Here is a 12,789-nt window from a genome sequence, read left to right as displayed (position 1 = left end):
GCGGCACCGTTTCGGGCGATCGGTCGGTCTGTTTTCGCGGCGTCCAGTCCAGTGGGACAGAATGCAACGGTGGTCCGGCCCGTCGGGCCACCGGGAGATCGCTCCCGGACGATCGATTGCTTCGAGGAATGTGGTTGTGAACAAGGGAATTCGGGCGGTAGTGCGGCGGTCCGGTGCTGTCGTGGTCGCGCTTGCGGCGTTGACGGTGGCTGGATGTGGATCCTCGGTCGAGGGCAGCGCTGCCGCTGCCGACGCCACGTCCTCGACGGTGGCTTCGACCTCGGTCTCGGCCCCGACATCGGTGGCTGGTCAGCAGGGTAGCGACCGCGGTGGGTCGGTCGACATCGACGTCGAGATCGGCGACTGCGTGCGGCTGGGGGGGACCACGGACGACGCGACCATCGACGAAGCAGTCTGCGGCAGCGAGCAATCCAACTACCGGGTGGTCGCCAAGGCGGCGAAGAACGCGCAGTGCGCGTCGGACGTCGACCAGGTGTACTACGAGACCAAGTGGGGCAGCGAGCGTGGGGCGCTGTGCCTCGACATCGACTGGGTGATCGGCGGATGCATGAGTCTGCCGGACGGCGAGGACGAACCGCAGCGTGTCGACTGCGACGACTCGACGGCCGTGAGCGTCGAGCGTGCGGTGGAGATCATCGAGGGCGCGACGGATGTCGACCAGTGCTCGGAGGGCGGCTTCGTCCACGACGAGCGACTGTTCACGGTGTGCACGGAGACGGTGCGCCCGTAGGGCGGGTTCCGTGACGGCCGGCCGGGTCTGTCGGGAATCCGGCCGGCGTCGCTGACACGGTCGAAGTTCCTGCTCGAGGCAAATTCTCACTCAATGGGAACGGGCATTCCGTGCGTTCCGTCACCGGTTAACGTCTGCGCCAATGTGTGGCGGGCGTCACACCTGGGTGACTGGAGGGTGCGTGGGTAGCAGGACGAGGTTCGGCAAGAGCCTGACAGCGGTGTTGATTGTGGGTGCGCTCGCTCTCGCGGGCTGTGCGAGTGCGGAGAGCAGCGGCGACACCCGAACCCCACCCGCGGTGGGCATGGTCGGGGAGCAGGCCTCGGACACCACGGGGTCGGTGGCGCAGCTGACGTTCAGCGTGCAGGCGCTCGCGGCGGTCCTGGACCCGACGAAGACCGCGGCCCGTGGCGGAAGCGGCGGCGACGAACTGGCGGCGGTTTACGACGTGCTGCTGCGCTACGACGGAGACAGCAACGAGTATGAGCCGCGGCTGGCGCAGTCGTTGACGGCGAACGACGCCGGCACGGTGTGGACGCTGAAGTTGCGTCCGGGCGTGACGTTCAGCGATGGCACGCCACTCGACGCGAACGCGGTGGTGGCCAGCATCGACCGATACAACAACGGCCGCGGCAACGGTGCCGCCGTGTGGCTCGAGGCTGTCGAATCGACGACGGCGGTGGATCCGCAGACTGTCGAGTTCCGCCTCCGCACCGCGTGGCCGACCTTCCCGTCGATGCTCGCGCTGGGGCACGGCATGATCGTCGCCCCCGGCGCCGGTGAGGGCGAGGCCTTCAAGCCGATCGGTGCCGGCCCGTTCGTGCTCGAGCGCTACACCCCCAACGAGGAGCGGGTGCTCACCGCGCGCGCCGATTACTGGAACGGCAAGCCGAGCGCCGAGAAGCTGAAGTTCGTCGCGCTCAGCGGTTCGCGCGAGAACCTCGAGTCGATGAAGACGAACGGCATCGACATCGGCTTCCTGCGCGGTAACCCGTCGGCCATCTACGACGCGATCGACGCCGGTTACCCCGGCTACTTCAGCATCCTCGACAGCGGCGGCGCCGAACTCGTGAACAACCGCGAGGGCCGCCCCGGCGCGGATGTCCGGGTGCGCAAGGCGATCGCGCTCGCGATCGATCCGGAGCTCGTCGGCCAGCGCGGCGACGACGGTCTGGGTCTGCCGGGCAAGGCGTTGTTCGACGAGCGTTCGCGGTGGGCCACCGACGTGGATGCCCTGCCGTACGACCCGGATGCTGCACGCAAGCTGCTCGACGAGGCGAAGGCTGACGGCTACGACGGCCGCCTCGATTACGTCGTGCTGCAGGTGCCGAACGAGCAGGCGATCGGCCTCGCGGTGCAGTCGCTGCTGCAGGCGGTGGGCTTCACCGTGAACATCATCAACGCGAACAACGCGGGCGACATCGTCAAGCAGGTGTACGTCCAGCACGACTACGACATGGCACACGCGGGAATCGGTCTTTACGAGTCGATTCCGTTCCTGGGCCTGCAGACGACGTTGGACGGCAGTTCCACGTCGAACTTCTCCGGCTACTCGAACCCGGTCATGGATGCGCTGCTCGACAAGCTGCAGGCCGCGGAAGGCGACGATGAGATCCGGGGCGTGCTGGGCGAGATCCAGACGGAGTGGAACGAGACGATGCCGAGCGTGCCGACCAGTTCGGTCATGATCTACGTGTCCTGGCAGAAGGACGTGCACGGGGTGGTCCCGACCGCCACCGGCATCATGCTGCTCGACAAGGCCTGGCGAGGCTGACCTCCGACGGCCGAGGGGCCCGGCGCGTCTCGATGACGGCGCCGGGCCCCTGTCGTGGGCGGGGTGCGTTCAGCTCGACGGACGGAACCGTCGCAGCCGCAGGCTGTTGCTGACCACGAACACGCTCGAGAACGCCATCGCGGCACCGGCGAGCATCGGGTTCAGCAGGCCTGCCGCGGCCAGCGGGATCGCCGCCGCGTTGTAGGCGAAGGCCCAGAACAGGTTTCCCTTGATGGTGCCGAGGGTCCTGCGGGACAACTCGATCGCGTCGGCGGCCGATCGCAGGTCGCCGCGCACGAGGGTGATGTCGCTGGCCTCGATCGCGACGTCGGTGCCGGTGCCCATTGCCAGACCCAGGTCGGCCTGGGCGAGTGCTGCGGCGTCGTTGACGCCGTCGCCGACCATCGCGACCACCTTGCCGCGCGCCTGTAGGTCCTTGATGGCGTCCACCTTGTCGCCGGGCAGTACCTCGGCGATGACGGTGTCGATGCCGACCTGTGCGGCGACCGTGCGGGCCACCGTCTCGTTGTCGCCGGTGAGCAGGACCGGGGTCAGCCCCAACTCCTTGAACCGCCGGATCGCGTCGGCGCTGGTGTCCTTGACCGCGTCGGCGACCACGAACACGGCGCGAGCCTGTCCGTCCCAGCCGGCCGCGATCGCGGTCTTTCCCAGTTTCTCCGCACTCTGCTTCGCTTCTGCGAGATCCTCCGACAGGTGCAGCGACCAGTCGGCGAGCAGGCTCTCGCGTCCGGCGACCACGGCGTGACCGTCGACGACGCCCTGCACGCCCTTGCCTTCGACGTTGACGAAATTCTCTACGCCGGGCAGGGTTCCGACCGCATCGGCGGCACCGGCGGCGACCGCCTGTGCGATCGGGTGCTCGGACGCGTTCTCGAGCGCACCCACCAGACGCAGGGCCTCGTCGCGGTCGACGCCGTCGGCGGTCACCACGTCGACGAGGGTCATCTTGCCGGTGGTGACGGTGCCGGTCTTGTCGAGCACGATCGTGTCGACACCGCGGGTGGTCTCGAGGACCTCGGGTCCCTTGATCAGCACGCCCAGTTGGGCTCCGCGGCCGGTGCCGACCAGCAGTGCCGTCGGCGTCGCCAGGCCCAGGGCGCACGGGCACGCGATGATGAGCACCGCGACGGCCGCGGTGAACGCCACCTGCAGCGGGTTGCCGGTACCGATCCAGTAGCCCAGGGCGGCAACGGAAATCGCGATCGCGATCGGGACGAACACGCCGGCGATGCGGTCGGCGAGCCGCTGGACGTCGGCCTTGCCGTTCTGCGCGTCCTCGACGAGGGCGGCCATCTGCGCGAGCTGGGTGTCACTGCCGACGCGGCGGGCGCGCACCACGAGGCGTCCGCCGGCGTTGACGGTGGCGCCGACGACGTCGTCGCCCGCCCCCACCTCCACGGGTACCGATTCGCCGGTGAGCATGCTCATGTCGACCGCGGAGCTGCCCTCCACGACGACGCCGTCGGTCGCGACCTTCTCTCCCGGGCGGACGACGAACAGGTCGTCGACACGCAATTGTTCAGCGGGGATGCGGGATTCGACACCGTCGCGCAGTACCGAGACCTCCTTCGCACCCAGCTCGAGCAGGGCACGCAGCGCGGCTCCGGCGGTTCGCTTGGACTTGGCTTCGAAGTACCGTCCGGCGAGGACGAACGTGATGACACCGGCCGCGACCTCGAGATAGATGTTCGCGGCGCCGTCCATCCGGCCTATGGTCAGCTCGAAGGCGTGCGTCATGCCGGGGGTGCCGGCGGTGCCGAAGAACAGTGCGTACAGCGACCAGAGGAAGGCCGCCGCGGTGCCGAGCGAGATCAGCGTGTCCATCGTCGCGGCGCCGTGGCGAAGGTTGGTCCAGGCGGCGCGGTGGAACGGCAGTCCCGCCCACACGATCACCGGCGCGGCCAGGGTCAGCGAGAGCCATTGCCAGTTGGTGAACTGCAGGGCCGGGATCATCGCCATCGCGATCACGGGGACCGACAGCACGGCCGAGACGATCAGTCGGGTGCGCAGCGAATCCAGTTCGCGGTCCCGCGGATCCTCCGCCGGCCCGGATCCGTCGGAGGTCGGGGGAGTCGGTAGCGTCGCGGTGTAGCCCGCCTTCTCGACCGCGCCGACCAGATCGTCGGTGCTGACCGAGCCGTCGAAGGTCACCTTGGCCTTCTCGGTGGCGTAGTTGACGGTTGCGGTGACGCCCTCGATCTTGTTGAGGCGCTTCTCGATTCGCGCGGCGCACGACGCACATGTCATGCCGCCGATAGCGAGTTCGACGGTGCCGTCACGGCCGGTTGCGAGATCTGCCGTAGTCATCAGTGCCCTCCTTCGTGGCCGTCGGTTGTGGGTGCGGGCTCGCTGGCGCCTACCGGCACGGTGAACTCGGCGGTGTGGACGGTGCCCTCGTGCTGGAAGTCGAGGAACAACCGGTAGGTGCCGCTGCTCGGGGCTTGCGCGTGGAATGTCACGTCCGGGCCGGACGCGGTGACGCCGTCGCCGGGTTCGCCCTCGGGATGCACGTGCAGATAGGCGAGGTCGCCGGTGCGCAGCGCGACCAGGTGGCCGTAGGCGCCGAGGTACGGATCGAGGTCGGTGACGGGGACGCCGTCTTGCGTGACGGTCAGCGTCAGCGGGCCGCCCGCGGTGGTGAGGTCGCCGTCCAGGGTCACCGTGTAGCCGTCGACGGTCGCGGCGCGCGACGCGGTCGGCAGCGGCGCCGGCTGCAGTTCGCCGGCGACGTCGACGTCCCGCCCCAGTGTCAACTGTGCGGGGGCGCCGCTCGCCTGGAAGTCGGTGAACACGCGATACGTGCCTCCGGTCGGCCACGTCCAGTCCGTCGACCATGTGCCGTCGGCGCCGAGCGTGGGATGGACGTGCCGGAACTCGCTGGTGTCCGAGCGGACGACGATCAGGTGGAGCTGCTTCTCGTGCAGGTCGTCGTACTCGGTGACCGGGGCGCCGTCGGCGTCCTCGATACGGAAGCTGAGCGCGCCGGCTTCACCGGCGCGGGTGGGAGAGGCGATCTCGCCGAGGGTGTAGCCGTCCTGCGAGACCTGCAACCCCGCGGGGAGGCTCGGCGCCGATTCGGTGTCGGCGGCCGCGTGGCCGCCGGTGTGTGTGCTCGTCATGTCGATCGGGCTTCCCGTGACGGTCCCCACGCCGAGGGCCGCAGCGAAGACGACCGCGAGACCCCCGGCGTAGGTGATGAGCGTGGTGGACGTGCGCATCGGATTCCTCAGATCGGCTGGGCTGCGTATCCCGCTTCCTCGACCGCGGCGGTGACCACGGCGTCGGCGAGCGGGGCGGCGGACGTGACGGTGAGGCGGCCCGAGGACAGATCGACGGCGACGTCGGAGACGCCGTCGATCGCGCCGACCTCCTCCTTGACCGAGGAGACGCAGTGTCCGCAGGTCATGCCCGTGACGGTGTATTCGGCGGTGCTCATGGTGGTCTCCCTCTGTGGTACCACTACCCCCTGTGGGTATTGTTCGAACAGTTCGAAAGGTACCCCCAGGGGGTATGGATGACAAGGGGCTGATTCGAGATGTGCGACACGTCTGGGCCGAGCCGATGCGTATCGGCGCTGGTTGTGGTTGACTGATGGCGGTCGTAGTTTTTGTGTTTGTGTTAGTCCACGCTCGCAAATCCTGAAGTTGCGGGCGGACGAGTTCTCTCCTGAGAGCGACGTAGCCGCCGAGTAACACCGGCCCGGGAACCCCTGACCTGGAGTTTCCCGAGTTTGCACTGTGTAAGAGGAGAGAAAGAAACATGGCAGAAGGCACCGTGAAGTGGTTCAACGCTGAAAAGGGCTTCGGCTTCATCGCGCCCGACGACGGCTCCGCCGACGTCTTCGTCCACTACTCGGCCATTCAGACCAACGGCTTCCGCACCCTGGAAGAGAACCAGCGCGTGCGCTTCGAGGTCGGCCAGGGCAACAAGGGCCCGCAGGCCACCGACGTCACCGCTGTCTGAGCTGACTCGGATCTGCCCGGCTGAGCCGGGTTGACGACGAGAACGGGGCCCCACACCTTCGGGAGTGGGGCCCCGTTCCGTGTGTCCGGGCCCGAATCGTCGCCTCGGCCCCGAATCGGAAGTAAGGTTCGGCAACCGCGCCCGCGCGACGGAAGGACCGAGGTGACGCCCTACGAGTTTCGTGCGCTCAGCGATCGAGCCGAGATCGGTGATGTGCTCCACCGCTACTATCGCGGCGTCGACCGGCGCGATTGGGCCCTGGTGCGCTCGTGCTTCTTCGACGACGCCCACAACGACTACGCCCCCTTCTACCAGGGCGGGGTCGACGAATTCATGGACTTTCTCCGTGACCCTGCCGGCTTCGGCCTGTTCGACCGGACGTTCCACTTCGTCGGGAACATGCTGATCGAACTCGCCGGTGATTCGGACCTGGACACTGCAGACGCCGAGACGTACGTCATGGCGCAGCACACCAGCGCGGCCGACGCCGGCAACACCACCCGCAACTTCCTGACCGTGTGGCTGCGGTATCTCGACCGCTTCGAGCGCCGGGAGGGCCGGTGGGCCATCGCGGACCGGCGGATCGAGGTCGAGTGGATCCGCAACGATGTCGGTGGCATGTGGATGGACGTGCCCGGTCAGGCGCCGCGGTAGCGCTCGGCGACCAGGGCGTGCCGTTCGGCTCGGCGCCGGCACTCGTCGCGCAGCTCGGGCGGATCGAGCACGGTGAAGTCGACGTCGAACGCGCTGAGCCATCGCGCGATCGAGGCCAGCGAGTCGCCGCCCAGCGCGACGACGCAGCGGTCGTCCGGCGCGTGCTCGAGCGTGCCCCACGCGGCGTCCACCATCGGGGCGATCTCGTCGATCGGCGCATCGAGCAGTACCCGCGCCCGGACCTGCGTTACGGCCCGGCTGACGCCGCGCGCAACGAACTCCGCGGCGCCACCCGGCGGCAGTTCGCGGGGCGTGAATCGCGGGCCGGTCGGAATCTTGGGTTCCATACGGTCGACGCGGAACGACCGCCAATCGTCGCGCGTGACATCCCACGCGACCAGGTACCAGCGCAGCCCGGAGCGGACCAGCCGGTAGGGCTCCACCTCACGGCGGCTCTCGCTGCCGCCGTGGGCGCGGTAGTCGAACCGGAGCCGCTCGTGGTTGTGGCACACCGACGCGATCGCCGACAGCACCGATGCGTCGACGGCGCTCGGTGCAGGCTCGCGGTGCACCACGTCCACCTGCAGTGACTCGAGGCGGTGCCGCAGCCTCGACGGCATCACCTGCCGCAACTTGGTCAGTGCCCGCACCGACGATTCGCCGATCCCGACGACCGACCCCGTCGCGCCGGACTGCAGGCCGAGGGCAACTGCGAGGACCTCGTCGTCGTCGAGTAGCAGTGGCGGCATCTCGGCGCCCGCGCCGAGGCGGTAGCCGCCCCCGACGCCGACCGTCGCGTCCACCGGGTAGCCGAGGCCGCGCAGCTTGTCGACGTCGCGCCGCACGGTGCGCGGCGTGATGTCGAGCCGTTCGGCCAGTTCCTCGCCCGACCAGTCCCGGCGGGTCTGGAGCAGGGACAGCAATCGCAGCAATCGTGCCGATGTTTCCCGCATGCATCGCAGCATCCCATCGATTGCGGACGTTAGGTGTCCGCAATTGCTCCTAGTTTTCGTGGCGAGAGGGAACGAACCACGAAAACGGGGAGGTACGGACCATGCACGCGATGATCCGCACGGAGGCGTTGACCAAACGCTTCAAGCAGGGCAAGAACACGGTGGACGCGGTGGTGGACGTCGATCTCGAGGTCGCCGACGGCGAGTTGGTGGCGCTGCTGGGCCCGAACGGGGCCGGCAAGTCGACGACACTGCGGATGCTGACGACACTGCCGGCGCCCACGTCGGGCCGCGCGAGCGTCGCCGGATTCGACGTCAGCGCCGACCGCGACGAGGTCCGCCGCCGGATCGGCTACGTCGGGCAGGGCAGCGGGGCCGGCCACAACCAGCGGGTGCGGGACGAGTTGGTGACCCAGGGCCAGTGCTACGGCATGACGAAGGCGGCGTCCGGGATCCGGGCCGACGAACTGCTCGACGCCCTGGACCTCGCGGACCTCGCCGTCCGCAAGGTGAGCACGCTGTCGGGCGGTCAGCGCAGGCGCCTCGACATCGCCCTCGGGCTGGTCCACCGGCCGCCGCTGCTGTTCCTGGACGAGCCCACCACCGGTATGGACCCGCAGAGCCGGGCCAACCTGTGGGAGCACATCCTGCGGCTCCGGGCACAGATGGGCACGACGATCGTGCTCACGACGCACTACCTGGAAGAGGCCGACGCGATGGCCGAGCGGGTAATCGTCATCGACCGCGGCACGGTGATCGCCGACGACACCGCGACCGCCCTGAAATCCGATCTCGCCGGTGACCTGCTGACGATCGGGCTGGACGAGCCGGCGGCGGCGAGCCGGGTCGCGGGTCTCGCGGAAACGCTCGTGACGGTCCGCGACGTCGAGGTCACAGGCGCCACCGTGCTGGTGCGGACGCGGCAGGGCGACGTGACCCTGCCCGAGCTGCTGCGGGTCGCCGAGGAGCGCGGCCTGCGCGTCGCGACCGCGGAGATCACCCGCCCCACCCTCGACGACGTGTTCCTCGGCCTCACCGGCCGCAGCCTGCGCGAGACCGCTGCGGCGTGACCGCCGATCCCTCGACTCGATCCGACATCCAGACCCGAAGGAGCACTCTCATGACCGGCATCGTCCGCGACAGCGGCATTGTCATGGCCCGCGAACTGCGACCCACGCTGCGTGACCCGGTGAGCGTCGTGTTCAGCCTGGCCCAGCCGCTGATCCTGCTCGCCCTGTTCGGCCCGCTGTTGAAGAGCGTCCCCGGGATGGGGGAGAGCGTGTGGAACTGGTTCATCCCCGGCGTGCTGGTGATGATCGCGATCTTCGGCACCTCGATGACCGGTTCGAACCTGCTGATGGAGATGCAGCAGGGCTCGCACGAACGGATGCTGGTGACGCCACTGCACCGCTCGTCGCTGCTGATCGGGCGGGCCGCGAAGGAGATGGTTCCCCTTGCCGCGCAGGCGATCCTGATCATCCTGGTGGCGCTGCCGCTGGGCCTGGACGTCGATCCGCTCGGCGCCGTGATCGGCATCGTGTTGCTCGGGGTGTTCGGTGTGGGGCTCGGTGCGCTGTCCTACGCGCTCGCGCTGGCGGTGCGGAACCAGGACTGGATGTTCTGGGTGGTGCAACAGACGTTGATGTTCCCGATGCTGATCCTGTCGGGCACGATGCTGCCACTCGACGACTCCCCGGGGTGGATGCGCGCCCTCGTCACGGTCAACCCGCTCGGCTACGTGGTCGACGCGGAGCGGGCCCTGTTCGCGGGCGATCTCGCATCCGGAGCCGTGTTCTCGGGGGTGGTCGCGGCCGTCACCGTCGCGGTCGTGGGACTCGGCGTCGGCGTCCGGTCCGTGCGATAGGCGGAAGTGGCGTCTGAGGTGCGTTTTCGTGACCCCGCGCCGAGCGCCTATTGTTGGAAATTGTGCTTTCCGTCGTCCCACGCCCCGTCACGGTCCGGGCCCCGTCCAAGGTCAATCTGCACCTTGCCGTCGGCGACCTGCGCGAGGACGGCTACCACGAACTCAGCACGGTCTTCCAGGCGCTCTCGCTCAGCGACGACCTCTCGGTGGTGCCCGCGGAGACCCTGACGGTCCGGGTGCGCGGGGAGGGCGCGGCGGCGGTGCCGACCGACCGCACGAACCTGGTGTGGAAGGCCGCGGAACTGCTGGCCGCCGAGGCGGGCATCACTCCCGACGTCGAGATCTCGATCGTGAAGGGCATCCCGGTGGCCGGCGGCATGGCGGGCGGCAGCGCCGACGCGGCCGCCGCGCTGGTGGCGCTCGACGAGTTGTGGGGTCTGGGCCTGAGCCGTGATGAGCTGAGCGGTTTCGCGGCCCGGCTGGGCAGCGACGTCCCCTTCTCGCTGCACGGTGGGACCGCCGTCGGCACCGGCCGCGGCGAAAAGCTGCTGCCGGTGCTCTCCCGTAACACGTTCCACTGGGTGCTGGCGCTCGCGAAGGGTGGGCTGTCGACGCCGACGGTGTTCCGTGAACTCGACCGTCTCCGCGACGAGGGCGATCCGCCGCGGGTCGGTGATGTCGCGGACCTGATGCACGCGCTCGCGACCGGAGACGCCGCGGCGCTGGCGCCGCTGCTCGGCAACGACCTGCAGGCGGCGGCGCTGTCGCTGGCTCCCGACCTTCGGCGCACCCTGCGCGCCGGGGTCACCGCGGGCGCGCTCGCCGGGATCGTGTCGGGCTCCGGCCCGACCTGCGCGTTCCTGTGCGAGGACGCCGACGCGGCCGTCGCGGTGGGGGCGGAACTCTCGGGTGCGGGAGTGTGCCGCACCGTACGCGTCGCGAGCGGGCCCGTGCCCGGCGCGCGCGTGATCGACCCCGAGCCGGAAGAAGGCAGCCACTGATGGCGAATTTGATCAATCTCGAACAGGTTTCGAAGTCCTTCGGCATCAAGCCGCTGCTCGATTCCGTCTCGCTCGGCGTGCAGGAAGGTGAACGCATCGGTGTCGTCGGCCTCAACGGCGGCGGCAAGACCACGATGCTCGAGGTGCTTGCGGGCATCGAGGAACCCGACTCCGGTCGGGTCAGCCGCGTCGGTGGGCTGCGAATGGCGGTCGTCACCCAGCGCGGTGTCCTGCCCGAGGGGTCGACGGTCGGCGACGTGGTCCTCGGACCGCTCGGTGTCGCGGACCACGAATGGGCGGGCGACGCACGGATCCGCAGCATCCTCGCGGGCATCGGGATCGACAACCTCGGCCTCGATGCCGGGGTCGACGGACTCTCCGGCGGCGAGCGGCGGCGTGTCGCGCTGGCCGCGGCGCTGGTGCAGGACCTCGACCTGCTGGTGCTCGACGAGCCCACCAACCACCTCGACGTCGAGGGCGTGCAGTGGCTGGCCGAACACCTGGTGTCGAGGCGCTCGGCCCTGGTCGTCGTCACCCACGACCGCTGGTTCCTCGACACCGTCGCGAACCGCACGTGGGAGGTGGTGGGCGGCAAGGTCGAGAGCTACGAGGGCGGCTACAACGACTGGATCTTCGCGCGCGCCGAGCGATCCCGGCAGGCCGACGCCGCCGAGGAGCGCCGGCAGAACCTGGCGCGCAAGGAACTCGCGTGGTTGCGGCGCGGACCGCAGGCGCGCACGTCCAAGCCCAAGTACCGGGTGGAGGCCGCCGAGGCGTTGATCGCCGATGTCCCCGCCCCGCGCGACAGCATCGCGCTCGCGTCGTTCGCGAAGCGCCGGCTGGGCCGGGTCGTCATCGAACTCGAGGACGCCAAGCTCACCACGCCGGACGGCCGCGAACTGGTCCACGACCTCACGTGGCGGCTCGCGCCCGGCGAGCGTGTCGGCCTGGTCGGGGTCAACGGCTCCGGTAAGACGACGCTGCTGCGCACCCTCGCCGGCGAGCTCGAGCCGGCCGAGGGCAAGCGGATCGAGGGCCAGACCGTGAAGATCGGGTGGCTGCGCCAGGAACTCGACGACCTGCCCACCGACATGCGCGTGCTGGACGCGGTCAAGGATGTCGCCGAGCGGATCACGCTGGGGGACAAGGAAGTTTCGGCCGGCCAGCTCGCCGAGCGGCTCGGCTTCGCGCCGGCCCGCCAGCGCACCCCGGTGGGCGACCTGTCCGGCGGCGAGCGTCGTCGTCTGCAGCTCACCCGCGTCCTGATGGCCGAACCCAACGTGCTGCTGCTCGACGAGCCCACCAACGATCTCGACATCGACACCCTGCAGCAGCTCGAGGATCTGCTCGACGGCTGGGCCGGCACGATGGTCGTCATCTCCCACGACCGCTACCTCATCGAGCGCATCTGTGACACCACGTGGGCGCTGTTCGGGGACGGTAAGCTGACGAACCTGCCCGGCGGTATCGAGGAGTACCTGCGCCGGCGCGCGGTGCTGGCGCAGAAGCCGGAGAACGTGGCGCAGTCGGTGGCGTCCACTGCCGGGGCGTCCGCGCCGAGGGTGGCCCGCGACGGGGCGGCCGATCGGGCGGCCCGCAAGGAGCTCTCGCGGCTCGAGCGCGCGGTCGCCAAGCTCGACGAGCGCGAGGCGAAGCTGCACGCCCAGCTGGCGGAGGCGGCGACGGATCCCGCGAAGCTCATGGCGCTCGACGCCGAGCTCAAGCAGGTGGTGGCCGAGAAGGAGGCCACGGAGGAGCAGTGGATGGAGCTCGCGTCCGAGCTCGACTGAGCCGCGGCGGTGTAGCTG

The 12,789-nt window shown here is 69.4% G+C and carries 12 protein-coding genes; 8 read left to right on the top strand and 4 right to left on the bottom strand.

Annotated elements, in window-relative coordinates:
* The first annotated feature begins 130 nt into the window (after positions 1–130).
* Both lppU and J2X34_RS08675 read left to right on the top strand, forming a co-directional pair.
* The gene (gene lppU / locus J2X34_RS08680) at positions 131–751 is read left to right on the top strand and encodes an LppU family putative lipoprotein (protein ID WP_254622836.1); all 621 of its coding nucleotides are present in this window, start codon (positions 131–133) and stop codon (positions 749–751) included.
* A gap of 181 nt (positions 752–932) precedes the next feature.
* Complete coding sequence (locus J2X34_RS08675) at positions 933–2,525, top strand: ABC transporter substrate-binding protein (RefSeq protein WP_429516621.1); 1,593 nt, start codon at positions 933–935, stop codon at positions 2,523–2,525.
* 69 nt (positions 2,526–2,594) lie between these two features.
* On the opposite strand, the gene J2X34_RS08670 is transcribed toward J2X34_RS08675, so the two are convergent.
* From J2X34_RS08670 to J2X34_RS08660, 3 genes are read right to left on the bottom strand one after another with little or no spacing between them, the layout of a single operon-like run.
* Positions 2,595–4,853, bottom strand: coding sequence for a heavy metal translocating P-type ATPase (locus J2X34_RS08670; protein ID WP_114718246.1), 2,259 nt, complete (start codon positions 4,851–4,853; stop codon positions 2,595–2,597).
* Positions 4,853–5,764, bottom strand: a complete 912-nt coding sequence (locus J2X34_RS08665) for a hypothetical protein (RefSeq protein WP_429516619.1) — start codon at positions 5,762–5,764, stop codon at positions 4,853–4,855. The genes J2X34_RS08670 and J2X34_RS08665 overlap by 1 nt, the downstream gene beginning before the upstream one ends.
* A gap of 8 nt (positions 5,765–5,772) precedes the next feature.
* Positions 5,773–5,982: a heavy-metal-associated domain-containing protein gene (locus J2X34_RS08660; protein ID WP_429516617.1), complete on the bottom strand. Its 210-nt coding sequence runs from the start codon at positions 5,980–5,982 to the stop codon at positions 5,773–5,775.
* Between the two features lie 323 nt (positions 5,983–6,305).
* Here J2X34_RS08660 and cspE point away from each other — a divergent pair, with 323 nt between their 5' ends.
* Both cspE and J2X34_RS08650 read left to right on the top strand, forming a co-directional pair.
* A complete protein-coding gene (gene cspE, locus J2X34_RS08655; protein ID WP_031940068.1) occupies positions 6,306–6,509 on the top strand; it encodes a transcription antiterminator/RNA stability regulator CspE in 204 nt (67 codons plus the stop codon).
* 162 nt (positions 6,510–6,671) lie between these two features.
* Complete coding sequence (locus tag J2X34_RS08650) at positions 6,672–7,163, top strand: nuclear transport factor 2 family protein (RefSeq protein ID WP_114718248.1); 492 nt, start codon at positions 6,672–6,674, stop codon at positions 7,161–7,163.
* On the opposite strand, the gene J2X34_RS08645 is transcribed toward J2X34_RS08650, so the two are convergent.
* Positions 7,148–8,116, bottom strand: a complete 969-nt coding sequence (locus J2X34_RS08645) for a helix-turn-helix transcriptional regulator (protein ID WP_429516615.1) — start codon at positions 8,114–8,116, stop codon at positions 7,148–7,150. The two genes, J2X34_RS08650 and J2X34_RS08645, sit on opposite strands and share 16 nt — an antisense overlap.
* Positions 8,117–8,226: 110 nt before the next feature.
* On the opposite strand from J2X34_RS08645, the gene J2X34_RS08640 reads away from it, so the two are divergent.
* The 4 genes from J2X34_RS08640 (at position 8,227) to J2X34_RS08625 (ending at position 12,771) form a co-directional block, all read left to right on the top strand.
* Positions 8,227–9,186, top strand: a complete 960-nt coding sequence (locus J2X34_RS08640; protein WP_429516613.1) for an ATP-binding cassette domain-containing protein — start codon at positions 8,227–8,229, stop codon at positions 9,184–9,186.
* Between the two features lie 50 nt (positions 9,187–9,236).
* Positions 9,237–9,980, top strand: a complete 744-nt coding sequence (locus tag J2X34_RS08635; RefSeq protein ID WP_429516611.1) for an ABC transporter permease — start codon at positions 9,237–9,239, stop codon at positions 9,978–9,980.
* Positions 9,981–10,042: 62 nt separating this feature from the next.
* The gene (locus J2X34_RS08630) at positions 10,043–10,981 is read left to right on the top strand and encodes a 4-(cytidine 5'-diphospho)-2-C-methyl-D-erythritol kinase (protein ID WP_114718250.1); all 939 of its coding nucleotides are present in this window, start codon (positions 10,043–10,045) and stop codon (positions 10,979–10,981) included.
* Positions 10,981–12,771, top strand: a complete 1,791-nt coding sequence (locus J2X34_RS08625) for an ABC-F family ATP-binding cassette domain-containing protein (RefSeq protein ID WP_429516609.1) — start codon at positions 10,981–10,983, stop codon at positions 12,769–12,771. The genes J2X34_RS08630 and J2X34_RS08625 overlap by 1 nt, the downstream gene beginning before the upstream one ends.
* The last annotated feature ends 18 nt before the right edge of the window (positions 12,772–12,789 follow it).

Source organism: Rhodococcus sp. BE178, from assembly GCF_050433545.1.
GTDB lineage: Bacteria > Actinomycetota > Actinomycetes > Mycobacteriales > Mycobacteriaceae > Prescottella.
This window is presented reverse-complemented; position numbering and strand designations above follow the sequence as displayed.